The 24,910-nt window shown below is 70.9% G+C and carries 22 protein-coding genes; 11 read left to right on the top strand and 11 right to left on the bottom strand.

Going from position 1 to position 24,910, the window contains the following annotated elements; genetic code table 11:
• The first annotated feature begins 169 nt into the window (after positions 1-169).
• Positions 170-1,087, top strand: a complete 918-nt coding sequence (locus tag A6035_RS02495) for a formylglycine-generating enzyme family protein (protein ID WP_235026577.1) — start codon at positions 170-172, stop codon at positions 1,085-1,087.
• Between the two features lie 103 nt (positions 1,088-1,190).
• Positions 1,191-2,951, top strand: coding sequence for a sulfatase family protein (locus tag A6035_RS02490; protein WP_235026576.1), 1,761 nt, complete (start codon positions 1,191-1,193; stop codon positions 2,949-2,951).
• Between the two features lie 44 nt (positions 2,952-2,995).
• Here A6035_RS02490 and pcaC read toward each other — a convergent pair whose 3' ends face one another.
• Positions 2,996-3,733, bottom strand: a complete 738-nt coding sequence (gene pcaC, locus A6035_RS19410; protein ID WP_235026575.1) for a 4-carboxymuconolactone decarboxylase — start codon at positions 3,731-3,733, stop codon at positions 2,996-2,998.
• Between the two features lie 239 nt (positions 3,734-3,972).
• On the opposite strand from pcaC, the gene A6035_RS02480 reads away from it, so the two are divergent.
• Complete coding sequence (locus A6035_RS02480) at positions 3,973-4,944, top strand: VOC family protein (RefSeq protein ID WP_108846474.1); 972 nt, start codon at positions 3,973-3,975, stop codon at positions 4,942-4,944.
• A 185-nt stretch (positions 4,945-5,129) separates the two neighbouring features.
• Here the strand turns inward: A6035_RS02480 and A6035_RS02475 are convergent, their stop codons facing one another.
• The 4 genes from A6035_RS02475 to A6035_RS02460 form a co-directional block, all read right to left on the bottom strand.
• Positions 5,130-5,528: an SPW repeat protein gene (locus A6035_RS02475; RefSeq protein WP_108846473.1), complete on the bottom strand. Its 399-nt coding sequence runs from the start codon at positions 5,526-5,528 to the stop codon at positions 5,130-5,132.
• Positions 5,529-5,701: 173 nt separating this feature from the next.
• On the bottom strand, positions 5,702-6,592 hold the full coding sequence (locus A6035_RS02470) for a sucrase ferredoxin (RefSeq protein WP_108849028.1): 891 nt from the start codon (positions 6,590-6,592) through the stop codon (positions 5,702-5,704).
• 104 nt (positions 6,593-6,696) lie between these two features.
• On the bottom strand, positions 6,697-7,902 hold the full coding sequence (locus A6035_RS02465) for a cupin domain-containing protein (RefSeq protein WP_108846472.1): 1,206 nt from the start codon (positions 7,900-7,902) through the stop codon (positions 6,697-6,699).
• A 6-nt stretch (positions 7,903-7,908) separates the two neighbouring features.
• Positions 7,909-8,169, bottom strand: a complete 261-nt coding sequence (locus A6035_RS02460) for a BatC protein (RefSeq protein WP_108846471.1) — start codon at positions 8,167-8,169, stop codon at positions 7,909-7,911.
• Positions 8,170-8,383: 214 nt separating this feature from the next.
• Here A6035_RS02460 and A6035_RS02455 point away from each other — a divergent pair, with 214 nt between their 5' ends.
• A complete protein-coding gene (locus A6035_RS02455) occupies positions 8,384-9,283 on the top strand; it encodes a 3-hydroxyacyl-CoA dehydrogenase (RefSeq protein ID WP_108846470.1) in 900 nt (299 codons plus the stop codon).
• Positions 9,284-9,448: 165 nt separating this feature from the next.
• On the opposite strand, the gene A6035_RS02450 is transcribed toward A6035_RS02455, so the two are convergent.
• On the bottom strand, positions 9,449-10,483 hold the full coding sequence (locus A6035_RS02450; RefSeq protein WP_108846469.1) for an aspartate-semialdehyde dehydrogenase: 1,035 nt from the start codon (positions 10,481-10,483) through the stop codon (positions 9,449-9,451).
• Positions 10,484-10,858: 375 nt separating this feature from the next.
• On the opposite strand from A6035_RS02450, the gene A6035_RS02445 reads away from it, so the two are divergent.
• Positions 10,859-11,734 (top strand): endonuclease domain-containing protein, encoded by an 876-nt coding sequence (locus A6035_RS02445; RefSeq protein ID WP_108846468.1) that lies wholly within the window; start codon positions 10,859-10,861, stop codon positions 11,732-11,734.
• Positions 11,735-11,818: 84 nt separating this feature from the next.
• On the opposite strand, the gene A6035_RS02440 is transcribed toward A6035_RS02445, so the two are convergent.
• Positions 11,819-13,054 carry an IS30 family transposase gene (locus A6035_RS02440; RefSeq protein WP_425267503.1) on the bottom strand — a complete coding sequence of 412 codons (1,236 nt, stop codon included), beginning with the start codon at positions 13,052-13,054 and terminating at the stop codon, positions 11,819-11,821.
• A 170-nt stretch (positions 13,055-13,224) separates the two neighbouring features.
• Entirely contained in the window at positions 13,225-14,487 is a 1,263-nt protein-coding gene (locus A6035_RS02435; protein WP_108846466.1) for an aspartate kinase, read from the bottom strand.
• 71 nt (positions 14,488-14,558) lie between these two features.
• Between A6035_RS02435 and A6035_RS02430 the strand changes: the two genes are divergently transcribed.
• The 5 genes from A6035_RS02430 to A6035_RS02410 all read left to right on the top strand — a co-directional run bounded on the left by A6035_RS02430 (position 14,559) and on the right by A6035_RS02410 (position 20,454).
• Complete coding sequence (locus A6035_RS02430) at positions 14,559-15,533, top strand: DMT family transporter (protein ID WP_108846465.1); 975 nt, start codon at positions 14,559-14,561, stop codon at positions 15,531-15,533.
• Positions 15,534-15,621: 88 nt separating this feature from the next.
• Positions 15,622-16,419: a trypsin-like serine protease gene (locus A6035_RS02425; protein WP_244192511.1), complete on the top strand. Its 798-nt coding sequence runs from the start codon at positions 15,622-15,624 to the stop codon at positions 16,417-16,419.
• 142 nt (positions 16,420-16,561) lie between these two features.
• On the top strand, positions 16,562-16,999 hold the full coding sequence (locus A6035_RS02420) for a GNAT family N-acetyltransferase (RefSeq protein WP_108846464.1): 438 nt from the start codon (positions 16,562-16,564) through the stop codon (positions 16,997-16,999).
• A gap of 159 nt (positions 17,000-17,158) precedes the next feature.
• Entirely contained in the window at positions 17,159-19,018 is a 1,860-nt protein-coding gene (gene leuA, locus A6035_RS02415) for a 2-isopropylmalate synthase (protein WP_108846463.1), read from the top strand.
• Positions 19,019-19,353: 335 nt separating this feature from the next.
• Entirely contained in the window at positions 19,354-20,454 is a 1,101-nt protein-coding gene (locus A6035_RS02410; RefSeq protein ID WP_108846462.1) for a peptidoglycan recognition protein family protein, read from the top strand.
• A gap of 229 nt (positions 20,455-20,683) precedes the next feature.
• Here A6035_RS02410 and A6035_RS02405 read toward each other — a convergent pair whose 3' ends face one another.
• From A6035_RS02405 to A6035_RS02395, 3 genes are all read right to left on the bottom strand, one after another.
• Entirely contained in the window at positions 20,684-21,115 is a 432-nt protein-coding gene (locus tag A6035_RS02405) for a phage holin family protein (RefSeq protein WP_061229682.1), read from the bottom strand.
• Between the two features lie 8 nt (positions 21,116-21,123).
• A complete protein-coding gene (locus A6035_RS02400) occupies positions 21,124-22,485 on the bottom strand; it encodes an aspartate aminotransferase family protein (RefSeq protein WP_108846461.1) in 1,362 nt (453 codons plus the stop codon).
• A 175-nt stretch (positions 22,486-22,660) separates the two neighbouring features.
• Positions 22,661-23,602 (bottom strand): exonuclease domain-containing protein, encoded by a 942-nt coding sequence (locus A6035_RS02395; protein WP_108846460.1) that lies wholly within the window; start codon positions 23,600-23,602, stop codon positions 22,661-22,663.
• Between the two features lie 158 nt (positions 23,603-23,760).
• On the opposite strand from A6035_RS02395, the gene A6035_RS02390 reads away from it, so the two are divergent.
• Positions 23,761-24,906 (top strand): serine hydrolase, encoded by a 1,146-nt coding sequence (locus A6035_RS02390; protein WP_108846459.1) that lies wholly within the window; start codon positions 23,761-23,763, stop codon positions 24,904-24,906.
• Positions 24,907-24,910: the final 4 nt, after the last annotated feature.

Below are 24,910 nucleotides of genomic sequence, written 5' to 3'. Positions count from 1 at the left end.
CCTCCGGGTGGATGGGCACCTCGTCGTCGTCGCCCCTATCGTTTCCGCGCCACCACGCGCAGACATGCCCGGTGCCCGCCACGCGGTCGGCGCGTCGACGAACGCCCCGCGCGGCGGGGCCGGCGGTGAGATCATTCGGGCGTCCGGCGCACCCACCGAAAGGCCCCAGATGCCCCCTCGCCACGACATGGTCGCCATCCCTGGCGGAGAGTTCGTCATGGGCAGCGACCGGAACTACCCGGAGGAACGGCCCGCCCACACCCGCCGGATCGAGGGGTTCCGGATCGACCGCACGCCGGTGACCAACGCCCAGTTCGCCGAGTTCGTCCGCGAGACCGGGCACGTCACCACCGCCGAGATCCCGCCGGACCCCGCCGACTACCCCGGCGCTGACCCGACCCTGCTCGTCGCCGGGTCGCTGCAGTTCACCCCACCTGCGCAGCCCGTGCCGTTGGACGACTTCCGGCGCTGGTGGAACTACGTCCCCGGCACCACATGGCGCCACCCGCAGAACGACGGCGCCCCCGCCCACCCGGATCATCCGGTCGTGCACGTCTCCCACGCCGACGCCCACGCCTACGCCCACTGGGCCGGCCTGGAGCTCCCCACCGAAGCCGAATGGGAATACGCCGCGCGCGGCGGCGCCGACGGCACCCGGTTCCAGTGGGGAGACGAGCTCTCGCCGGGCGGCCGCGTCATGGCCAACACCTGGCACGGCGAATTCCCCCGGCAGAACCTCGACCCGCACGGACACGCCCGCACCAGTCCCGTCGGCAAATACCCCGCCAACGGCTACGGCCTGCTGGACACCATCGGCAACGTGTGGGAGTGGACCGACTCCCCCGCCACCGACTCCCACCACGCTGCGGCCCGGCAGGCCGGGCCCACCGCAACCCCCGGTGCCGGATCCTGCTGTAACCCGGGGACCTCCACCTCGCGAAGCTCGCACACCCGCAAGGTCATCAAGGGCGGGTCTCACCTGTGCGCACCGAACTACTGCCGGCGATACCGACCGGCCGCCCGGCAGGCCGAGGACGTGGACTCCTCGACCTCCCATCTCGGTTTCCGCTGTGTCCAGCGCTTCTAAAGATTCTTCGGTTTTTCTCATCCGGCGCCACTCGGTGTCTTAGGTTGGAACCGGTGGCGTCTCCTCCACGCCGCCCACCTTCCCCAGGACAGGAAAAGCCGCGATGGCCGATGCCGATCCCACCCTGACCACCGCCCGCGAGACCATGGGCGCCCTCCCCCGACGAGACTTCCTCGCAGGCACCGCCGCCACGGTTGCCGGCGTCATGACCAGCGCCGGCCTCGGCAGCGCCAACGGCAGCACCGGAACGCCGCCGTCGACCGAGCCCGGCGGGCCGGACGCCCCCGACGACCAGCCCGCCGGACAGATGATCCGGCGCCCCAACATCATCCTGTTCATCACCGACCAGGAGCGCGCCCCCATGCACTGGCCCGCCGGCTGGGCCGACGAGAACCTGCCCAATCGTCGCCGGCTCGTCGACAACGGGCTGAGCTTCGAGAACGCCTTCTGCTCCACCGCCATGTGCTCGCCGAGCCGCAGCACGTTCTTCACCGGCAAGTTCCCCGCCGAGCACGGGGTCACCGCCACCCTCACCGAGGGCGGCACCCTCTCCGCAGGCGAGGCCACGCTCTCCACCTCCGAACAGAACATGGCGCGCATCCTCGGCTCCGCCGGGTACCGCGTGCACTACCGCGGCAAGTGGCACATCAGCAAGGGCGCCGACGGCGGCAGCCCGACCCCGGAGGACATCGCCGAATACGGCTTCCTCGGCTGGGAGGGCCCGGACTTCGGCGGCGACACCGCCGTGAAAAACTTCGGCGGCGGGTGCGCGGACAACGACGGCCACGTCACCGACCAGGCCGTGGAGTTCCTGTCCACCGTCGAGCAGAGCGAGGACCAGCCCTTCGCGCTCATCATCTCCCTGGCCAACCCGCACGACATCCTGTCCTTCCCCAAGACGTGGGACGAACAGGACGGCGACTGCGGCAACTACGGCCCCGCCGCCCCCGGAGCCTTCCTCCAGGGCATCGAACTGCCGGCGACCTACACCGAACACCTCGCGCTCAACCACAAGCCCAGCGCCCAGGTGCAGTCCCAGCTGCTCATCGCCGGCGCGCTCGGCCCCCTACCCACCGAGCGCGGGGCCCGCGACTACGCCAATTTCTACGCCTACCTCCACACGATCGTGGACCAGCACCTCGGCACCGTCCTCGACACCCTCGACGCCCGCCCCGAGGTCCGCGACCGCACCGTCATCTTCCGCATCTCCGACCACGGCGAGATGGGCATGTCCCACGGCGGCCTGCGCCAGAAGGCCTTCAACGCATACGAGGAGACGCTGCGCGTCCCGCTCATCGTGAGCAACCCCGTGATGTTCCCGGCACCCGTCACGACCCCCGCACTGGCCTCGCTCGTGGACCTCATGCCCACCATGGCGGGTCTGGCCGAGATCCCCGACCCCGACGCCTTCACATTCCGCGGCGCCAGCCTCGTGCCGGTGATCGAGCAGGCCGTCACCTCACCGTCCGCGCCCGTCGCCGACGTCCAGGACACGGTCATGTTCACCTTCGACGACGAGAACGCCGCCGCCGCCGACGGCCAGGACATCGTGAAGAGGCCCAACCACATCCGGGCCGTCCGCGACCACCGCTACAAGTACGCCGTCTACTTCGACCCCGCCGGAGTCGCCCCGACGCAGGCCGAGCTGTACGACCTGCACGTGGACCCCCACGAGCTGAGCAACCTCGCCAACCCGTCCGCGCCGCTGCAGTTCCGGCCCGAGCTCGTGGCGACTATGCACGCCAAGCTCGTGGAGAAGATGGCGGGCACCCACACCACCCCGGACGTCCCGATCCCCGTGCCCGAGCCGCTCCCGTCGGGATCGCTGGGGGCGGGGTCCCTGGGGTCGGTAGCGATGTCCTGAGCTGGCGGCATGCACAGGCGGCCTTACCCGGCAGCTTGCGCGGGCTAACCCTCCAAGGTCTGCTTCGCGATCCTGAAGGCGGTGTTGGCGTCGGGCACGCCGCAGTAGATGGCGGTCTGTAGTAGCAGCTCGCGGATCTCGTCCGGGCTCAGCCCGTTCGTGCGGGCCGCGCGCGGATGCATCGCCAGTTCCTCGTGGTGGCCGCGAGCCACGAGAGCCGTGAGGGTGATCATCGAGCGCGCCCGACGGTCCAACCCGGGCCGCGTCCAGATACCGCCCCACGCGTAGTCGGTGATGAACTGCTGGAACTCGCGCGTCAGGTCGGTCGCGGCGGCGGTCGCCCGGTCCACGTGGGCATCGCCCAACACCGCCCGGCGCACGGCCATGCCAGCGTCGGTGCGCTCGGCGATCGTCGCGAACCCCGGCGTGGGCGCCAGTCGGACGAGCTCAGCGGCCACCAGCTCGGGAGCCTCGAGCGGCGCCGGCCCACCGACCCGCTCCAACACCACCAACCGCCCGTCCGGCGCGCCGTGGGCGAGGGCGGCGACATCGGCGATCGCCACGTCGGCGTCATAGACCCCGGCCATCGCGATGACCGGCGCGGCGATGCCCACCGGGTCGACGTCACCCGCCGGAACACCGCACAGCACGGCCGCGGTCACCCGCTCCGGCTGCCGCACGAGCAGCGCCGGCCCCACGTCCGACCGGCCGCACCCGGCATAGTGAAAGGCCCCGGCCGGCTCGCCACGCTCGGCGCACACCCCGTCGATGTACTGCACCACCGATTCGAGGAGATCGGCCGGGCGATCGGGCAGCTCGTCGTCGTCACACTCCGGTCCGCTAGCCTCGTCGTCGTCATAAGACCCTCCGCCCCACCTGCACCTTTCCCACCCACCGGAATCAACCGGTGACGCGCGCCACAGCGCGGTCACAGTGTCCTCATCCCTCCCTACGGCGCGCGCGGCGCGGCGGACGGCGGCACCCCGGCACGCCGGGACCCTCATCGGCGAAAGGACACTCCATGGGCGACATCCGGGCCCTCGGCTACCTCAGAATCGACACCACCGACCTCGACCGCTGGCGCACCCTCGCCCACGACGTTCTCGACCTGGGTGTGGGCGCCGGCGGCGACGACGACACCCTCCACCTGCGCCTCGACGAGCGCGCCCGCCGCATCACGCTGCGCCGCGCCGAGAAGGACAACCTCGCCGCGGTGGGCTGGGAGGTGCGCGACGAGATCGCCCTGGACCGCGTCCGGGCCACCCTCGCCGAGCACGGCATCGCCTACCGCGACCTCACCCACGACGAGGCGCAGGCCATCAAGGTCGACGGCGCCCTCACCCTGGAGGACCCCTGCGGTCAGCGCCTGGAGATCTTCCACGGCGCCGAGCTGGACCACTCCAAGGTCTCCACCAAGTACCGCACCGAGTTCGTCACCGACGAGCTGGGCCTGGGCCACCTCGTGGTCCCCACCACCGACTACGACGCCACCATCGGCTCCTACCGCGACGTGCTGGGCTTCCACACCCGCGGCGCGTTCCCGTTCCCGGCCGCCCCCGGCATGCCGCCGCTGCGCATCCAGTTCATGGGCGTCAACCCGCGCCACCACAGCTTCGCCGTGATGCCCGCCCCGCACATGGGCCCGGGGATCGTGCACATCATGCTCGAGGTGGCCGAGATGGACATGGTCGCCCAGGCCATGGAGCGCACCACCGAGCACGGGTTCGGCATCTCCTCCACCCTCGGCCGCCACACCAACGACAAGATGGTGTCCTACTACCTGCGCGCGCCCGGCGGCTGGGACATCGAGTACGGCTACGACGGCCTCATGGTGGACGAGGACCAGTACCTGCCGCAGAACATCACCGCCGACAGCTACTGGGGCCACGACTGGCCCGGCAGCGAGCCCCTGGCCTGCACCATCCCGCTCGAGGAGACCGTCGCCGAGGCCGTGGCCGACTCCCTGTCCGAGCCGGTGTTCGAGCCCGCCTGATCGGTGCTCGAGAAGACGGTTCGGCCCGCGTTTGCCCAGGAACGTCCGGGCGAAACTGCCTTTTCGATGCAGGTCGGCAGGGCCTCCTCGGCGCAAATGAGAGCCGCCGCCCGGTACGTCCAACCGGGCGGCGGCTCTCGTGTCGAGCAGGCGCGGGGCCTCGTCGTCGTCTCCGACGGCCAAGGTCAGGCGGCGGTCGTCGTCCCCGCCCGCGGGGCCCGTGCGGCCGCCGCATCGTCGGTGCGCGTGATCAGCGCGTAGCCGATCACGGCGATGCCGACCACGAGGTGCGGCACCCACACGTTGGCGTCGTTGTCCGCGAAGCCGAAGATCCACGGCGACACCGCCAGAACGAGGCCAACCAGAACGTCCATCCACACATGGATCCGCATGGGCACGAGCTTGACCGGGCTCGCGGGGCTGGTGGTCGTGAGCTCACTCAACACGATCACCACGCCGATGACGATCGCCGTCCACATGGCCGCGCCGACGTCAGCGAAGCCGAAGATCCACGGAGCCGCGATGAGGACCACGCCCACGAGCAGGCCGATGATCGTGTGGATTCTGCTGGGAAGTACGTGCATTGTTGTCACCTATCCCTTCTCCGGGCGCCCGAGGCCCCCGGTCAGACGTCACGGTTTACCCCCAACCGTAAGAGCCGCCCTCCCGGCTGGCCACCGCAGAGTGCGGGGATCGCCACGTCAGTTTCCCCGATCAAAAGCCCTCGGTGCCGGGTCGCCCGCCGCGTCGTGGCGCGTCACCCCTCGCGGATGCCGAGGAGCTCCCACTCTCTGACCGGGCCGGGCCTGCGCGCCTGGCACATCGTGAAGATCGGCTCGCTCCACGTCTCGCGCAGCCGCACCTCGATCTGCCCACGCGGCCCGTCCAGGATCACCTCGGCGCGGCCGTCCGATTCGACGACGTCGAGCGGCGCCAGCGCGTCGATGCGGTCGTCACCCACGAGTTCACGGGCGTGGTGCTGCGCGACCTGCACAACCGCCGGCAGACTGCTGCGTCCGCGCAGGTGCCGCGGGTCGACGCGGCCCTCCAGGTAGCGGTCGACGAGGCCGGCCGGGTCCTCCGCCAGGTCGACGCGGCCGTAGTAGAGCCCGTGCGGCAGGACGATCATCGTCGCAGCGAACCGGTCCCCGCCCAGGTGCGAGCACTCCCACGTGGCGTCGGGGTACCGCTCGGCGATGCGCGCCGTGGCGCGTCGGCCGCGGACCGCGCAGCACTGGTCGTGCCGGCCGTGCGCGCAGACCGCGACGAGCGGCTCCGGCGGGCCGGTCGGCGTGCTGGCGGCGGTGGGACCCGGCGCGGCGGGGTCGGTGGGGTCCGCGCCGGCGGTGGGGGCGGCGGGGTTCGTCGCCGTGTCGTCCAGGGGGATCTCGAGGTAGCCGGCGGGGCCGTCCGCCTCGCCCCAGCGCACCGCCTCCCGGCCGGGGCGGGAATCGGCCAGCGCCCAGCGCCACCGGCGCTCATCGGGGTGACGACGACGACCCGGCCTGCGGATCGCCGCAACCCTCACGTCCGCCGCCTGGGCTCTGCGGGCGATCTGCCGACCGAGATCGGCGGACAGCAGGGACGGCGACTCGAGCAACGCCGAATGGCCCCACGGCCCGGCGAGCTCCAGCATCAACCACCGCATCCCCCGCGAGCCCGAACCCTCCAGCGAGTCGCCCCGACGCAGCGAGGAATCGCTGCACGGTTCCCAGCCGTCGGGCTCGGATCCGGACGCGCGATCGGTCTCGCTCACAGCGCCACCAGCACTGCCTCCCGCACCAGTCTGCGCAGCACCACCAGGCCGTCGGCCGCGTCGAGGCCGGGCAGCGACGCCGCGGTGACGGGCTCGCCGGAGATCATGGCGTGCAGGGCGGGCTCGCACTCCGCCGGGAAGCTGATCGACTTCGTGGGCAGTCTGAGGACCACGCCGGATGGGGTCGTCTTCACCGAACCGTGCAGTCCTTCGCGCCAGCGCAGCCGCGTGTTCTCGGCGAGCGAGGCGACGGCGTCGAGGGTCGCGAGCGGGCGGACCGCCTCGGGCCGTACCTGCTCCAGGTAGTTCGCCGCGACCCGACGCCCGGCGCGCCCGACCAGCTCGTCGCGGTTCTCGGTGGCCATTCGGGTGATCGTCTCGAGCGCCGCGCGGGCGTGCGGCTCGACGCGGGCGGCCTCCGCGGGCGCCAGCCCGAGCGGCAACGACGCGCGCAGTTGCTCGTCGGACCCCAGCGCGTCGAGCGCCGCGCGCGCCACATCGACGCCGGTCAGGGGTGCTACGCCCACGGTGAGGTGGATGGAGGTCTCACCCTGCGCCTCGGCCGAGTGGATCCAGCCGCGTGGCAGGTAGAGGCAGTCGCCCGGTTCGAGCACCGCGTCGATCACCGGCTCGTCGGCCGCTCGGGCGGCGATCGCCTCACGATGGTCGGTCCACGGCTGGTCGGGAAGCGGGTGCCGGTGGACGGGCTCGTGCACCAGCCACCGCTTGGTTCCGGAGGTCTGCAGGACGAACACGTCGTGGACGTCGTAGTGCAGGTCGAACCCGCGGCTGGCCGGCGGAGTGATGTAGGCGTTGGTCTGCACCGGGTGGCCGACATCGGCGATCATGTCGCGCACGAAACCGATGATGGGCGGCCAGAACCGGTGCAGACCCTGCAGGACGATCGTCGCGCCCTCGGCGAACTGCGTGAGCATGCCGTCGGGATCGATCTGGTCGGCGATCTGCGCGCCGAATCCCCCGGCGCCGGTGAAGCAGGCCCGGTCGACGAGCTTGCCCTCCCGCGCCATCCGGACGAAGGGCGTGCGCACGCCTCGTTCGGTGATGATCTCGTCGACCATCTCGGGGCCGAGGAGATCGGAGAAGTCGCGTGGCAGCTGGGCCGCCCGGCTCAGCAAGGGCCGCCGACCCCAGATGTCCGACGCGAACTCCTCCCTCTCACATGCGACGCACCGCTGGAGCACCAGCGATCACTGCGTGCCGTCAGCGCCGCCGTCGGCACCGTCCGGGTTCGAGCCGCCGTCGGCCGGGCCCTCGCCGGCATCGGCCGCCCCGTCGGCTCCGCCGTCGTGGCCCTCCGCGTTCGTGCCGCCGTCGGCCAGGCCCTCGCCCTCGCCCTTGGTGGCCGAGCCGTCGGCTCCGCCGTCTCGACCCTCGGGGTTGGAGCCCCCGTCGGCGGTGCCCTCGCCCTGGGCCGGAGTGGTGGTCATGTCGTCGTCATTGATGGCCATGTGCGTTCCTCTCGCCCGCGCAGGCCGCTGACCTGCGCGATCATTCGGTGTCGCCGCTCGGACCGCCAGTGAGTCGGACCACAGCGGCGCTTCCGCCCGCCACGATGCCAGACAACTGCTTTCCGCACGACCGGACGACCACTCCGACCGGCGTAGCGTTGAGCATGCGGAACCACCGCACGCATCAGCGTGAACGAGAGGAGCTGCACCCACCTTGACCGACATCACCAACGTGACCGTCTTCGGGACCGGCGTACTCGGATCCCAGATCATCATGCAGGCCGCCTACCACGGCAAAACCGTCACCGGCTACGACATCTCCGACGACCTGCTGGCCGAACTGCCCGATCGCTGGGAGTGGATGCGCGGCTACTACCGCCGCGACCTCGCCGACTTCGACGAGGCGAAGTTCGACGCCGCCATCGGCTCCATCAGGACCACCACGGACATCGCCGAGGCGGTCGCCGACGCCGACCTGGTGATCGAAGCCATCCCGGAGAACCTCGACCTGAAGAAGCAGGTCTGGGCCCAGATCGGCGCCCACGCGCCGGAGAAGACCATCTTCACCACCAACACCTCGACGCTGCGGCCCAGCGACTTCGCCGCCGACACCGGCCGCCCCGAGAAGTTCCTGGCCCTCCACTTCGCCAATCTCGTCTGGCGCTACAACACCGGCGAGGTCATGGTCACGCCGCAGACCGACAAGAAGTACTTCGACGCGGTCCTCGAATTCGCCGGCGAGATCGGCCTCGTCGCCGTGCCCATCCACAAGGAGACGCCGGGCTACCTCCTGAACAGCCTGCTCGTCCCGTGGCTCAACGCCGGTGCCGCCCTCTACGTCAACGGCGTCGCCAACCCCGCCGACATCGACAACGTCTGGCGCACCGCCACCAACTCGCCGCACGGCCCGTTCCAGGTCTTCGACACCGTCGGCTTCAACGTCGCCGCCAACATCTCCCGCGCATCCGGCGACCCCACCAGGATCAAGTTCGCCGACATGCTCCAGAAGGGGATCGACGCCGGGAAGGCCGGACTCGGCGACGGGCAGGGCTTCTACCGCTACGACTCCGAGGGGAACGTCGTGGAGCCCGTGGAGGACTGGAACCTCGACTGAGCGGCAGACCGAGGCGGCGCGGCCGAGCCCACCCCGCCCCTCGGCACGACGCAAGCCGCCGCCCGGCGCGAACACCGGGCGGCGGCTCTGTCGTTGCAGCCGCGGACCTCGTCGTCGTACTCCCGACGGCGTACCCCGCGACCGCCTACGTGACCAGCGGCTGCGTTACTTGACCAGCAGCTCCGCGATCTGGATGGTGTTGAGCGCCGCGCCCTTGCGCAGGTTGTCGCCCGCGACCATGAGGTTCAGGCCCTTGTTGCCCTCGATCGACTGGTCCTGGCGGATGCGGCCCACCAGCGACTCGTCGATGCCGGCGGCCTCGAGCGGCGTCGGCACGTCGACGACCTTGACTCCAGCCGCCTTACCCAGCAGCTCGCTGGCCTGCTCCGGGGTGATGTCCTTCTCGAACTCGGCGTTGATGCTCAGCGTGTGGCCGGTGAACACGGGCACGCGCACGCAGGTGCCCGCCACACGCAGCTCGGGCAGGTCGAGGATCTTGCGCGACTCGTTGCGCAGCTTCTGCTCCTCGTCGGTCTCCTCGGTGCCGTCGTCGACCAGCGCGCCCGCCATCGGCAGCACGTTGAACGCGATCGGCGCGGTGTACGGGCCGGTGTCGTCGACCTTGAGCGCCGAACCGTCGTGCACCAGCTCGTGCCCCGCGCCGACGTTGCCCGTGATCTGGTCGTTGAGCGTGTCCACGCCGGCCAGGCCGGACCCGGAGACCGCCTGGTAGGTCGACACGACCAGGCGCTTGAGGCCCGCCGCGTCGTGCAGCGCCTTGAGGACCGGCATCGCGGCCATCGTGGTGCAGTTGGGGTTGGCGATGATGCCCTTGGGCGGGTTCTTCGCCGCGTCGGGATTCACCTCGGAGACGACGAGGGGGACGTCGGGGTCCTTGCGCCACGCGCTGGAGTTGTCGACGACGACAGCGCCCGCCGCCGCGAACCTGGGCGCCTGCTCCTTGGACATGGTGCCGCCCGCGGAGAACAGGGCGATGTCGATGCCCTTGAGCTCCTCGTCAGTGGTGGCCGCCGTGTCCTCCACGACGATGTCCTCCCCGCGGAACGGCAGCGTGGTCCCGGCGGAGCGGGCGGAGGCGAAGAACCGGACCTTGTCGGCCGGGAAGTCCCGCTCCTCCAGCAGGGCACGCATCACGCGCCCCACCTGGCCCGTGGCTCCGACTACGGCGACAGTGGTCATCTGTGAGGTCAACTCCTGGAAGTCTTGGCGACCCGGCCCGCCGCGGACGGGTTCTCCGCCCTGCGCTCGACCGACCGGTGTGACGTCCCAGTCTACCGAGGCCCGTGAGGATAGACAGCGGCCCACGTCACACTCCGCCGAGCCCCTGGCCCCGCCGTCCAGAGGAATTCGCCTGTATCGCTCGAGTGGATCGGCGCCAGATCCTCTTCTCGGCGCGGGGCGTTCGCCGCGGGAAGAAGCCCGTCGCTCAGCCGCTGCGCTGTGGCCGCTGCGTCGTGGCCGGGATTTCACACCCCTCGTGCCCCTCCACAGGGCGGCACTCAGACATCGTCTGAGCGGCTGCCAGCCGACGCCCGCTTGGCAGAGTCACGACCCGTGAGCGCAGAACCCCGCAACACCCCGATCCGAACCCGCGATCTACGACCCCTGACCGGAAGCCGAGTCACGAACCGCGGGTACGCCCGCCTGCATCACGGTCTGTGGGTCCGGGACACCGTCCGCGTCGACGCCTGGACGCGTGCCGAAGCGCTGATGACGCTCTACCCGGACGCGACGCTGACCGGGTGGCTCGCGGCGACGCTCTACGGGCACGACTTCCCACCGCGCGTCTTCGCGGACGATGTGGTGGCGCCGGGCCGGCGGATCGAGCGGCCCGGACTGGCGGGCTGGCAGTACCGGATCCCGCCCGAGCACATCCATGTGCTGACGTCTGGGCACTCCCCCGATATCCGCATCGCTAGCCCCGAATGGGTCCTGTTCGACATCGCTCGGCGCGAACCACGCGTCGAGGCGATCTGCGCGCTCGACACCTCCACCACCATGGGTGTCCTGCCGATCAGCCGCCTACCGGCCCTGGTGGAGGGCGCGCGTGGCGTCCGCGGTCGTCGGACCGTGCTGGACCGACTCGCAGAGGTCGACACAGAGGCCGAGTCGCCCTGGGAGACCCGGACGCGACTGTTCCTACTCGAGAACGGGCTGACCGGATTCGCTCTGCAGCACTGGGTGCCCCAGTTCAGGTATCGCCTCGACATCGCCTGGCCGGAACTGAAGGTCGCCGTGGAATACGACGGCGAAGACCATCGGACGAAGGAGCAGCAGGCCAGGGACGAGATCCGGCGGAACCGGCTCCGTGCGGCCGGCTGGTACATCGAAGTGGTGACCGCGACCTCGCTCGTCCGTACGCCCGGTGAGATCCTGGCGCACGTGCGTGCGGCCCTCACCAGGCGCGGTTACCGGAACCTGCCCGGCTGAACTACTCGAGCCGCGCGGGGCGGGGCGCGGGGCGTGAGGCCAATCGCCGAGCAGAGGAATTCGCACAGGGCCACTCGGGCGTTCTCAGGTGGCTAGCGCAACACCGGCGATTAGTTCGGTCATCTTCGCATGGGGACTGTGGAAGCCGTGGATGGCTCGGGGGCGGATGTTGAGGAGGCGTTCGGTTTCGGCGAGTTCGTCGTCGCTGATGGTGTTGAAGTCGGTGCCTTTGGGGTAGAAGTCCCGGATCAGTCCGTTGGTGTTCTCGTTGGATCCGCGCTGCCAGGGCGAGTGCGGATCGCAGAAGAAGATCGGGCAGCCGGTCTTGACGGTGAACGCGGCGTGCGCTGCCATCTCGGTGCCCTGGTCCCAGGTGATCGTGGATACCAGCCGGGAGGGCAGCGCCTCGATCATCTGGGCCAGTACATCGGTGACGGTGGCGCTGTCCCGGCAGCCGGGCAGGCGCCCGATCAGTACGTAGCGGGTGTGGCGCTCGACCAGGGTGACGATCCCGGAGTTGTTCGGCCCCACGACCAGATCGCCCTCCCAGTGCCCGGGCACGGCGCGGTCCTCCACCTCGGCCGGCCGGTCGCTAAGGCGAGCTCCTTGCAGCCACGGACGCGAGGTTCGCGGCGGCAGGGCGGACGTGGGCACGCGGCTCTTGCGCCCGGAGCGCAAGGCCTTTTCGACCTTGAGCTCGTGCCGCAGCGCGCCCTTGCCCTGGACGTATAGCGCCTGGTAGATCGTCTCGGGGGACACGTTCATCTCCGGCTGATCGGGGAACATCACCCGCAGCTCCCCGGCGACCTGCTCGGGTGAGAACCGCTGGTTTAACCGGGCGATGACCTCGCCGCGCAGCTGCGTGGCCTCCAGCTTGCCCGGCCGGCAGCGCTTGCGCTTGTCCAGGGCCAGCAGATGGGCCAACCGGGCGTCGTAACGCCGCTTGCCCCAGTGCTCGAACGAGTGGGCAGCCAACTCCCTCGAGATCGTCGAGGCGGCCACCTGCAGACCCCGGGCGATCGCCCGGACCCCGGCCGGGGTCGGCAGGTCGAACATGGCCTGGATGTAGACCCGGTCAAACAGGGTCAACCGGCGATAACTCGCCGACTCCTTCAGCGGCCGCTGGGATACGGCCGTTGCCACACCGGAGCCCACGCCGCCGCGTCGTCCCACCTCAAAGGTCATGCCCGCAAGCTTGGCCCACCTCCACGCCGTGGCCATGCTGACACCCCACAGCGTCGCCGCCTCGATCCCGGTCATGCCCTCCAGCAAGGACCGACACACACCCGCCCGCAGTCTCCAGTCCAGCTGTTTAGCCACCACACACCCCGATCAGTCAGGGTGTTGCGCTAACTCCTAGAGACCACCTCGGGCGATACAGGCGAATTCCTCTGCTCGGCGGGCGCGCGGGACGGCGACGGCGGGGCGGGCGACGGGCGGTGCGCCCGGCGCCGGCGAGGTTGAAGCCGGCCTCGGGCCGGGGGCGTGGGTCAGCGGCCGGTGCCGGCGTAGACCTGCGCCTCCTCCTCGCCGCCCAGCTCGAACGCCGCGTGCAGCGCGCGGACGCTGTCGGGCAGCTCGTCCTCGCGGACCAGCGCCGAGATGCGGATCTCCGAGGTCGAGATGAGCTCGATGTTCACGCCCGCCTCGGACAGCGACTCACAGAACGTCGCCGTGACGCCCGGGTGCGACTTCATGCCCGCACCGACGAGGGAGACCTTGCCGACGTTGTCGTCGTAGAGCACCTGGTCGATGCCCAGCTCGTCCTTGGCCTTGGACAGCACCTCGGTAGCCTTGGCGCCGACCTCGCGCGGGCAGGTGAAAGTGATGTCGGTCTTGCCCTCCGCCTTGGAGACGTTCTGCAGGACCATGTCGATGTTGATCTCGGCATCGGCGACGACGCGGAAGATCTTGGCCGCGTACCCCGGCTGGTCGGGGATGCCGACCACCGTGATCTTGGCCTCCGAGGCGTCGTGAGCGACTCCGGTCAGGACTGCGTCTTCCACGGGGATGTCCTCCACATTGCCGGCGACGAGCGTGCCGGGGTTGGTCGAATACGAAGAGCGGACGCGCAGCGGCACGTGGTAGCGGCGGGCGAACTCGACGCTGCGCAGGTTGAGGATCTTGGAGCCGACCGCCGCCATCTCGAGCATCTCCTCGTACGAGATGGTGTCGAGCTTGCGGGCGTTCGGGACGATCCGCGGGTCGGAGGTGTAGATGCCGTCGACGTCCGAGTAGATCTCGCACACGTCGGCGCCCAGCGCCGCGGCCATCGCGACCGCCGTGGTGTCGGACCCGCCGCGGCCGAGGGTGGTGACGTCGCGGGTCTCCCGCGACACGCCCTGGAAGCCCGCGACCAGCGCGATCTTGCCCTGGTCGAGCGCCTCGCGGACACGGCCCGGGGTGATGTCGATGATCCGGCTGTTGCCGTGCCGGGTGGTGGTGATGATGCCGGCCTGCGACCCGGTGAACGAGTAGGCCTCCATCCCGAACGAGCTGATAGCCATGGCGAGCAGCGCGTTGGAGATGCGCTCACCCGACGTCAACAGCATGTCCATCTCGCGCTGCGGCGGCGAGGGACAGACCTGGTCGGCCAGATCCAGTAGCTCGTCGGTCGTGTCACCCATGGCCGAGGCGACGACCACGACGTCGTTGCCCGCCTTCCTGGTCTCCACGATCCGTTCCGCCACCCGACGGATACGTTCTGCGGACTCCACGGAGGAGCCGCCGTACTTCTGCACTACGAGTGCCACGCGGTCACACCCTTCCGGTGTTGATCGGCTTAACGCAGACCTACTTTACGGGAGGTGTTTACTCATGAGTGATGACTGAAACCTGGGCGGCAGTACTCCTCGCCCTCGCCTCCGCCCTCAGCCAGGCATTCGGCACCGTGATGCGGCACCGTTCACCGCGCCGCGCGAGGGGCCGACGCGAGGGCGACTTCCATATCCTCACCAGCAGGTACTGGTGGACCGGCATGGCCATCAGCCTCGCCGGCTTCGTGTTCCAGGGGCTGGCGCTGATCTACGGTTCGCTCATCCTGGTCCAGACGATCACCGTTCTCTCACTCACCTTCGCCCTCCCGTTGGGCGCATGGGTGACCGGGCGGCGGGTCACCAAGACCGAACTGTTCTGGGGGCACGTCCTGGCGGGGTGCGTGGTCGTGCTGGTGATCTACGGCCGGCCGACGGGTGGCGAGACACACCCGCCCTGGTGGCAGTGGGCACTGGCCTGTGCGGCGGGCGTCCTCGTCGTCGTCGTCCTCCTCCGTCTCTCCCGCGCGCTCCGCGCCGACGGCAACCGTGCCCTGCTGCTGGGCGTGGCCGGCGGCACCGCGTTCGCCTACGTCGCACTCCTCACCAAGGGCGTCGCCGACCGGTTCTACGAGGGCGGACCGCTGCTCGTGGCCACCACCGGCGAGGTGTACGGGCTCGTCGTGGCCGCCGTCGTCGCGCTGACGCTGCAACAGATGTCGTTCTCCGTCGGCGCCGTCCATCAGGCCGTCCCCGCCTCGACAGTCACCACGCCGGTGGTCTCGCTCGCGTTGGGCGTGGTCGTCCTCGGCGAGTGGTTCGCGGTCGACGGCCCCGAGCTGGCGCTCCTCGCCGCCACGCTGATCGTCATGGTCGTGGCGACGGTGCGGCTCGCCCACAAGGAGGTCGACCCGGCGTCGACGGAAAACGGGTCGGACGCGTCGGCGGACTCGTCGGGCCCGTCGCCGGGGGCGCCGGCCGAGACCTCGTCCGGGACACCGTCGGAGACACCCCCCGACACGCGCGCGGAACCACCCTCCCGGTAACGCGGGCACCGGCCGTCGCGACTTTCCTGCCATGAGCACTCTCGCCGAGCGGCCCGACGCCGCCTCACGATCGCCTAAGCTGAGTCACATGCGCCTCACACGTCACATGGGTCGGCTCGTCGCGGCGATCGGCACGGCCGTCGGGACGGTCGCCGCCACCCTCGCGGTCGCGGCCCCCACCGCCGGCGCCGTGGTCGGCGGCGCGCCCTCCGGCCCGGCGCCGTGGGCCGTGCAGATCACCACCTTCGGGGGCGTCCTCGGCGCGCCCTGCTCGGGCGTCGTCATCCACCCGCGCTGGGTCGCCACCGCCGCCCACTGCGGCCCCACCGACCCCAACGCGTACACCCTCGGGTTCGGCAACTGGGCCACCGTGCCGGGCGGCTTCGCCACCACCGCCTCGCTCGCCACCCCGCAGGTCGTCGGCGCCTTCGGTTCCCTCGACACCGGCAGCTTCGGCCGCCACACCCCCGAGGCCGTCTACAAGGCCCCCGCCGGGGATTTCATGCTCATCAAGCTCCGCCACCCCGCGCCGTCGCCGTCCGTCCTGCGCGCCGGCGTCGACCCCGCCCCGGGTGCCGTCCTGCGCTTCCACGGCTTCGGCGAGACGACGCCCCGCGGCCTACGCTCGGCCGACCTGCGCACCGGGCTCACGCGCCTCGACCGGATGGAGCCCCGCGACGGCTCCCGGATCGGCCGCTCACACACCATCGAGGGCGGCTACGGCCTCGGCGACTCGGGCGGGCCCGTCTTCCAGGGCGACCGCCTCGTCGGCATCCACTCCGGCTCCGACCACGGCCGCCGACAGGCCGACGGCACCAACCCCGCGTGGTACGAATCGATCCCCGCCCAGAACGGGTGGATCGACTGGATGATCACCCACCGGTGACCGCCGCCCCCTCCCCCAGACGAGACGCCGACCGATGCGCCGACCGACCCGCCGCCCCGAGCCCCGCGACGTGCCCCGCCCCGCACCCCGCGACGTGCCCGTGCCCGTGCCGAACCAGGGCGCTATTTGCCACACTGGACGAATGACCCCGCCGGAGCTCGTGATCCGTCGCGCCTCGCGCGCAGACCTGGACCTCGTGCTGTCCGCGGGCGACCTGTTCGACACCCCGCCCACCGCCGAGTGGACGCAGGACTTCCTCGACCGCGGCTCCAACCTGCTCCTGCTCGCCCTCCACGACGAGGTCCCGGTGGCGATGCTCGTCGCCGTGGAGACCGGCCACCTGGGCTCCAGCCCCGACCTGTTCGTCTACGGCATCCGCGTCCGCGAGGACCTGCGGCGCCAGGGCATCGCGCACAGGCTCGTCGACAAGGCCGTCTCGGTCGCGGAGGAGGCCGGCTGTCGACGCGTGTGGGGATCGATGCACGACGGCGACGTCCAGGACCTGGGCCCCGACTCGCCGCTCCACACCCCGATCGACGTCACCGCCGAACCCACCACGTTCGTCATTCCGATTCCGTGACGTCCGGCGGGAAGGTGTATGGTGGCCCGCATGCAGCGCGTGCTCCTTCTTGGATGCCGCGGCGGGGCCCGCTAGAGCGGACCGGCTCCCCGTCGCGGGATCTCGTCGCGCCGGTCCGATCCTGAAAAGATCGCACTCCACGGAAGTTGAGCCCCCGCAATGAATCCCGCTGATGCCTTCGTCTCGTCGTCGTCGACCCTGACGCCCCCCTCCAAGCCCGGCCGCCCCGACCAGCCGTCGTGGAACAACCAGCGCGGTTCCTCCATGCCGTGGCACCGGTACCGGCCGTTCGCCGAGGAGGTCGAGGACGTCTCGCTGCAGAGTCGCACCTGGCCCGACAAGGTCATCACCCACGCCCCCCAGTGGTGCGCCGTGGACCTGCGCGACGGCAACCAGGCCCTGATCGACCCCATGAGCCCCGCCCGCAAGCGCCGCATGTTCGACCTGCTGGTGCGCATGGGCTACAAGGAGATCGAGGTCGGCTTCCCGTCCGCGTCCCAAACGGACTACGACTTCGTCCGCGAGATCATCGAGGACGACGCAATCCCGGACGACGTCACCATCCAGGTGCTGGTCCAGTGCCGCGAGGACCTCATCCGCCGCACCTTCGAAGCGTGCGAGGGCGCGTCCGACGTGATCGTGCACTTCTACAACTCCACGTCGATCCTCCAGCGCAAGGTCGTCTTCCGTAAGGACCGCGACGACATCAAGAAGATCGCCACCGACGCCGCCGAGCTGGTCAGGACGATCTCCAAGGACTACCCCGACACCAACTGGCGCTGGGAGTACTCGCCCGAGTCGTTCACCGGCACCGAGCTGGGCTTCTCCAAGGAGATCTGCGACGCGGTCACCGAGGTCGTGGGCGCGACGCCGGCGAACCCGATCATCATCAACCTGCCGGCGACGGTCGAGATGGCCACGCCCAACGTCTACGCCGACCAGATCGAGTGGATGCACCGCAATCTGGCGCACCGCGACTCGACCATCCTGTCGCTGCACCCGCACAACGACCGCGGCACCGGCGTGGCCGCCGCCGAGCTGGCCTTCCAGGCCGGCGCCGACCGCATCGAGGGTTGCCTGTTCGGCAACGGCGAGCGCACCGGCAACGTGTGCCTGGTGACGCTGGGCATGAACATGCTCACCCGCGGCGTCGACCCGCAGATCAACTTCTCGGACATGGACGAGATCCGCCGCACGGTCGAGTACGCCAACCAGCTGCCCGTCCCCGAGCGTCACCCGTACGGCGGCGACCTGGTCTTCACCGCTTTCTCCGGCTCTCACCAGGACGCCATCAACAAGGGCTTCGACGCCCTGCAGGCCGAGGCCGACGCCCGCGGCGAGGACATCACCGACATCACGTGGGAGGTCCCCTACCTGCCCGTCGACCCGAAGGACGAGGGCCGCACGTACGAGGCCGTCATCCGCGTGAACTCGCAGTCCGGCAAGGGCGGCGTCGCCTACATCATGAAGAGCGACTACGGCCTGCAGCTGCCGCGGCGCCTGCAGATGGAGTTCTCGCAGCTCGTGCAGAACGTCACCGACTCCGAGGGCGGCGAGGTCACGCCCAAGGCCATGTGGGACATCTTCTCGCTGGAGTACCTGGACCGCGTCTCGCCCATGGAGCGGATGTCGCAGGTGCTGTCGCCGGCCGAGACCGACGACGGCGAGGACTTCATCGAGGCCGTCATCAAGTGGAAGGGCGAGACGCGCGAGTTGACGGGGTCCGGTAACGGCCCCCTGGCGGCGTTCGTCGCCGCCCTGAACGAGATGTTCGACGACGAGGTACGCATCCTCGACTACTCGGAGCATGCGATGACCGCCGGGGATGACGCGACCGCAGCCGCGTACGTCGAGGTGCAGTTCGGCAACCGGGTCTTCTGGGGTGTCGGCAGAGCCGGTTCCATCACCACCGCATCCCTGCGCGCCGTGGTCTCCGCCGTGAACCGCGCCTACGCCGACGAGGCCGAGGGTGCCGAGGCCGTGGGTTCGATCGAGGGCGCGCGCACCTGGGCCCCGTGACGGGCTGAGGCCCGGCGGGCTGGCGGTCGCGCAATACGCCGGCCCCGCCCATCGAGACGACCGTTCCGCACACATCGCCCGAGTGGAGGTGTGCGGAAGGGTCTTTTCGTGTGCCCGCGACACCGAGAAGGACGGTCGGCCACTGTGAGTCGCTTCAGGCGGCGGCTCGCGCGCCCCTGTCAGGACCGGCGACGGCGTCCCCTGAACCTCATTCTTCACATGTAGCACTCCGGTAACGATGGTCTCGATTCGATTACAGCAAGCGCGTAATGTGGCGTCGGGTCGCGTCGATAGGTATGGCGTCTGCCCTCCGTAAACACCAGTCTGGAGCCGTTATGTCCGTGACACGCCGTGGTTTTCTCACTGCCGCATCGGTCGGCGTGGGCGCCGCCGTCGCCTCCTCCGTTCGCGGTCCCGTAGCCGGGGCCAACCCGTTCACCACCGGCTCCCTCGGCGTGGCCCAGGACCTCATGCAGTCGATCTCCACCGGCAGCGGCATGATCCAGCCGAACGGCCCGCTCGGCTTCGTGGGCGTCACGTTCCCGAGCCCGGAGGAGATCGCCGGCCGCATCCGGTTCGCGTTCCCCGACGGCTCCGTGGGCGACTGGCTCCCGCTCGAGGCGATGGACTCCGCTCCGGATGCCGGCAGCACGCCCGCCGCCGAGCTCGTCGCCGCGCCCGATGGCGCCGTCGGCTACGAGGTGGACGCCCCCGCGGGCTCGGAGGCCACCGTCTTCGACGACGGCCGGGGCACCCCGCGCAACTACAGCCTCGGCAGCATCGGTCTGGCCGGCCTGCCGATCATCCCGCGTGCCGCATGGGGCGCCGGAGACGTCACCGGATTCCGGTGGGCGCCGACCTACTTCCCCGCGCAGTCGATCACGATCCACCACACCGCGGTCGTGCCGGGACCGGACCGCGCCGCGAGCGTTCGGGCGATCTACAACTACCACGCCAACACACTGGGCTGGGGCGACGTCGGGTACCACCTGCTCATCGACCCCGAGGGCCGGATCTACCAGGGCCGCGGCGGGACGCCGGTGGGCAACCCGGTGTTCCAGTTCCCGCCCGTCGCGGGCATCGCTCCCCCGGTGGTCACCGCCGGTCACGTGGGCGGCTTCAACAACGGCAACATCGGCATCAGCCTGCTGGGCGACTTCACCGGCGCCCCGCCGACCGCCGCCGCCGTCGGCGCGACCATCGACTGCGTCCGCGCACTGTGCAACGCGACGGGCATCAACCCGCGGGCTGGCATCACGTACCGCAACCCGCAGGGCGGCGCGACACGACCGATGATGGCGGTCTCGGGGCACCGCGACTGGGGCGGCACCGCGTGCCCGGGCAACTCCTTCTACCCGCAGATGCAGTTCATCCGCGACCACGCGGCCAACGGCTGGACGCCCACCGCGATCTCGTCGGCGGCCTTCGGCTCCTGACCGCGGCCGGGCCGGGCGAGCCGGGCCGCGCGGGGCCGGGCAGGGCGGGTCGGGCCGAGCCGAGCCGAGCAGGCCCGCCCGGGCGGTCCGCCGGACCCGGCCCGAGCACGTCGGCCGCCCATTCGCCGAGCAGAGGAATTCGCCAGCATCGCCCGAGAGGCGCGTGCACGAATTCCTCTGCTCGGCGCGTGGTCGCGGCGCGCGGACCCGGCGCGCTGTCGCAGCGCGGTCAGTCGCGGGCGCGCGTGGGCAGGAGCATTCCGAACACCCAGTTCACGAGGCCGACCACGATCGCCCCGAAGAAGGCCGCCCAGAACCCGCTGACCACGTACTCGGCGCCGAACGGCTGGAACGTCGTGGTGATCCAGCCGGTGAGCATGAGCATCAGCGCGTTGACGACCAGCAGGAACAGCCCCAGCGTGATGATGGTCAGCGGCAGGGACAGCAGCTGCACGATCGGCTTGACCACCGCGTTGACCAGTGTGAATACCACCGCCACGATGAGCAGTGCGGTGATGGTCGGGACGTTCACCTCGTTCTCGATGGCGCCGGCACCGGGCGCGTAGATGCCGGTGGTGTCGTGCAGGGCGATCCCCGGCACGATCAGCGTCGCCACCCACAGGGCGACGGCATTGACTATCAGCCGCAGTACCAGCGCCATCGGAAGAGTCAGCTCCTCACATACTCATCGGCCACGTCGAGCGCGCGGTCGAAGATGTCCAGGCCCTCGTTGGCCTCGTCGGGTGTGATGATGCACGGTGGCACCACGTGGAAGCGGTTGTAGTTCATGAACAGCAGCAGCCCGTCCTTCTTCGCGGTCGCGAAGGTGCGCGCCATGGCCTCCGAGGATCCACCGTAGGGGGCGAGGGGCTCGCGTGTCTCGCGGTCGGCCACCATCTCCACCGCCCAGAACACGCCGAGGCCTCGGACCTCGCCGATCGACGGGTGCTTCTCGGCGAGTTCGCGCAGGCGCGGGCCGATGACGTCCTCGCCGATCATCTTCGCGTTCTCGACGATCTTCTCGTCGCGCATGAGGTTGATGGTCGCGACGACAGACGCGCAGGCCAGCGGGTGCCCGGCGTAGGTCAGACCACCGGTGTACGGCGTGGTCTCGAACGACGCGGCGATCCGGTCGTGGAGGATGACGCCGCCGAGCGGGACGTACCCGGAGTTGGAGCCCTTCGCGAAGGTGATGAGGTCGGGCGCCCAGTCGTCGTCGCCGGACCGGAAGTTGTCGAGGGCCATCCACTCGCCGGTGCGGCCGAAGCCGGACATGACCTCGTCGCAGATCATGACGATGCCGTACTTGTCGCAGATCTCGCGCACGCCGCGCAGGTAGTCGGCCGGCGGGACCATGATGCCGACGGTGCCGGGCACCGACTCGATGATCAGCGCGGCGAAGTGGTCGGGCCCCTCGAGTCCGATGAGCGAGTCGAGATGCTCGAGCGCGCGGTCGCACTCCTGCTTGTCGTTCTCGGCGTAGAACTGCGAGCGGTACAGGAACGGGGCGTGGAAGTGCACGGCACCGGTGTTGCCCATGTCGTTGGCCCAGCGGCGGGTGTCGCCGGTGAGGTTCATCGAGGTGGTGGTGGCCCCGTGGTAGCTGCGGAACGCCGAGAGGGTCTTGTGGCGGCCGGTGTGGCGGCGCGCCATGCGGACGGCGTGCTCGACGGCCTCGGTGCCGGCGTTGGTGAAGAACACGCGGTTCATCCCGGCGGGCGCGACCTCGGCGATGAGGCGGGCGGCCTCGGCGCGGGCGGCGTTGGCGTGCGCGGGGTTGATGGTGCACAGCTCGGCGGCCTGGTCCTGGATCGCCTTGACGACCACCGGGTGCTGGTGGCCGATGTTCGTGTTGACCAGCTGGGACGTGAAGTCGAGGAGGCGGTTCCCGTCGCCGTCGGTCAAGTGGCAGCCCTCGGCGGCGGTGACGACCATCGGATCGGTCGTGCCCCAGGCCGACCACGGGGTCAGGACGTGGGCGCGTTCCTTCTCGTAGACCTCTCGGGCGGCGGCGTTCTGGGGTGCGGGCACGGGGAAGTACTCCTGTGGTCGGCGGCGTTGTCCACGGCCATCATGTCAGTTCCGCGACGCCCTCCCGGGCGAGCGCTCCACGATGCGGAATTCGCCGCTGCGGCCGCGGGCGCCCGGCGCGCGGACCGCCGGCCATCGAACCGGCCGCCGCCGCCCGGTGCGCGGACCGACGCCGTCAGAACAGCGCCTCCTGCGCGCTGTCCACGGCCTGCGCGCCGGCGACGGGCCGGCCGGGGGCGACGTCGGTGAGCATCTCCTCGAACCGGGCGTACGGCACCAGCTCGAGCCCCTTCTTCCGCGCGAACGCGGTGCGTCCGCGCACCGCGCCGGGTGCGTCGCACACCGCGAGTGAGGTGCGGGAGGAGATGCGGTCGGCCACGTAGAGACCGGCGTCGACGACGAGGGAGACGATCTCCTCCGGGTCGCGATCCACGTCCTGCGTGAAGACCACCTCCATGCCCTGCACCAGCCCGCCGCCGCGCTTCAGCCTCCCGGCCGGCCGCCACAGCCTGGGTGCGGCGAGGGCCTCCGCCCACACCGTGGACACCAGATACCCGGTCTCGGGGTGGGCCACCATCGCGTCGAGTTCGCGGACCGAGGGGCGCACGTCCTTCGCGGCGGCCACCTCGAGCAGACCGGCGAACACCCCGGCCAGCACGAGGGCGTCGTCGTGGGCGTCGTGCGCGGCCCGCTGGTGCACGCCGAAGTGGGCGGCCAGCGTGGACAGTTTGAGGTCGGCGGTCGACAGGTGGAGCCGGCCGGCGAAGTCGAGGGTGCACACGAACCGCTCGAGCGGCGGCGCGAGCCCGGCCCGCCTGGCCTCGGCGGCGAGGAACGACGCGTCGAAGGCCGCGTTGTGGGCGACCACCGTCCTCCCGTCCAGCACCCGGCCCAGCTCGGCGGCCACGTCCGAGAAGCGTGGTTTGCCCGCGAGGAGGGCCGGGGTGAGGCCGTGCACGTGGACGGGCCCCGGGTCGACCCCGGGGTTCAGCAAGGTCGCGAACTCCTCGACCACCTCGCCGTCGTCACCCATCACCACGGCGGCGACCGACAACACCCGGTCGACCGCCGGCGTCATCCCCGACGTCTCGACGTCCACCACCACCCAACCCGACATACACCCATGGTCGCAGACCCCTCCGACATCCCGAGCGCCACCGTCGCAGGTCATGGCGTTCACACGCCCGTCATCACGGTGTCGGAGCGCCGCGCTAGGGTCTACCCGTTTCGATCAGCGCCGGCCGCCACGGTCCGGCCCCCGACCCAGGAGGCCCCGTGCCGCGGTACCGGCCCTACACCCCCGCGGCGCGGCTGCGTGACGCGCCCGCCCGCGCGCGGCGTCGTACCCGCCGCCGGGTCGGTGTCGCGCTGGCGTCGTACCTCGCGGTCGGGGTGGCGGTGGTCGTGGGGCTGGCCCACACCGCACCGGGTGGGTCCCCCGGCGGACGTCTCGATCCCGGCGCCGAGTCCCACGCCGCCGTCTTCCGGGACGGCACCGCTGAGGCCGGCGGCGCGGCGGGCGGCGCGGCGCGCAGCGCGGAGGCCGGCGGCGCGTCCTCCCCCGCCCCGGCGAGCTCGGCGGACGGCCACGTCGCGGACCCGGATCGGCTCGTGCGACCGGTGCCCGCGGGCTGGGTGCGGGTGGGACCGCTGCTGAGGAGCGCGGTCGCCGACGCCGCGAGCCAGGGGCACGAGGTCGCGGCGTGCGTGCTGGCGATCGACTCGCCCGACGAGCGGCTCGTGTGCGCGGGCGACGACGAACCGCGCTACGCCGCGTCGGTCATCAAGGTGGCCTTCGCCGTGGGCGCGCTCGAGGCGTGGGAGGGCGACGCGGAGGCGCGGACCCCTCACGGGCGGCTCGGCGACCTGCTCGACGCGGCCCTCACCGTCTCGGACAACGACGCCGCGAACCTCCTCTACGACCTCAGCGTCACCGGCCCGGACGCGCCCGCGACCGACGACCCCGTGGCCGCGCTCAACGCCATCGCCGACCGCGTGGGCCTGGCCGAGCGGTTCCACACCGGCGGCGCGTTCCGCTTCGAGTGGACCGGCGACTGGAGTCGGGTCAGCGCCCGCGGGAGCGTCGAGTACCTCACCGAGCTGGTGCGCGCCGCCGACGACAGGGCACCCCGCGGCGCCGCCCTGACCTCGCCCGCGGTAGCACGGACGGTGCTGGACACGATGCTGCGGCAGGAGCGGCGGTGGAAGTTGCCCGGCCTGCTGCCCGAGGGCACGGTCGCCAACAAGACCGGCGAGACCGACACCGAATCGCACGACGTCGCCGTGGTGAACACCGCGTCCGGCCGGTACGCGATCGCGGTGATCGGCTCGGCGTCGGGGATGTACGCCGGGCCCGACGAGGTGATGATGAACCTGGGGTCCGGCGTGGTGGCCGCGCTCGGCGGTGCGGCGCGGTTCTGACCGG

The organism is Dietzia lutea (assembly GCF_003096075.1).
Lineage (GTDB): Bacteria > Actinomycetota > Actinomycetes > Mycobacteriales > Mycobacteriaceae > Dietzia > Dietzia lutea.
This window is presented reverse-complemented; position numbering and strand designations above follow the sequence as displayed.

Bases quoted from the DNA above. Each gene is read 5' to 3' on its own strand.
- A6035_RS02395 (WP_108846460.1), bottom strand. From the start codon at position 23,602: ATGTCGGGTTGGGTGGTGGTGGACGTCGAGACGTCGGGGATGACGCCG.
- A6035_RS02410 (WP_108846462.1), top strand. From the start codon at position 19,354: ATGTCCGTGACACGCCGTGGTTTTCTCACTGCCGCATCGGTCGGCGTG.
- A6035_RS02430 (WP_108846465.1), top strand. From the start codon at position 14,559: ATGACTGAAACCTGGGCGGCAGTACTCCTCGCCCTCGCCTCCGCCCTC.
- A6035_RS02450 (WP_108846469.1), bottom strand. From the start codon at position 10,483: ATGACCACTGTCGCCGTAGTCGGAGCCACGGGCCAGGTGGGGCGCGTG.
- A6035_RS02405 (WP_061229682.1), bottom strand. From the start codon at position 21,115: ATGGCGCTGGTACTGCGGCTGATAGTCAATGCCGTCGCCCTGTGGGTG.
- A6035_RS02425 (WP_244192511.1), top strand. From the start codon at position 15,622: ATGCGCCTCACACGTCACATGGGTCGGCTCGTCGCGGCGATCGGCACG.
- A6035_RS02495 (WP_235026577.1), top strand. From the start codon at position 170: ATGCCCCCTCGCCACGACATGGTCGCCATCCCTGGCGGAGAGTTCGTC.
- A6035_RS02475 (WP_108846473.1), bottom strand. From the start codon at position 5,528: ATGCACGTACTTCCCAGCAGAATCCACACGATCATCGGCCTGCTCGTG.
- leuA (WP_108846463.1), top strand. From the start codon at position 17,159: ATGAATCCCGCTGATGCCTTCGTCTCGTCGTCGTCGACCCTGACGCCC.
- A6035_RS02420 (WP_108846464.1), top strand. From the start codon at position 16,562: ATGACCCCGCCGGAGCTCGTGATCCGTCGCGCCTCGCGCGCAGACCTG.
- A6035_RS02470 (WP_108849028.1), bottom strand. From the start codon at position 6,592: ATGCGGTGGTTGATGCTGGAGCTCGCCGGGCCGTGGGGCCATTCGGCG.
- A6035_RS02480 (WP_108846474.1), top strand. From the start codon at position 3,973: ATGGGCGACATCCGGGCCCTCGGCTACCTCAGAATCGACACCACCGAC.
- A6035_RS02490 (WP_235026576.1), top strand. From the start codon at position 1,191: ATGGCCGATGCCGATCCCACCCTGACCACCGCCCGCGAGACCATGGGC.
- A6035_RS02460 (WP_108846471.1), bottom strand. From the start codon at position 8,169: ATGGCCATCAATGACGACGACATGACCACCACTCCGGCCCAGGGCGAG.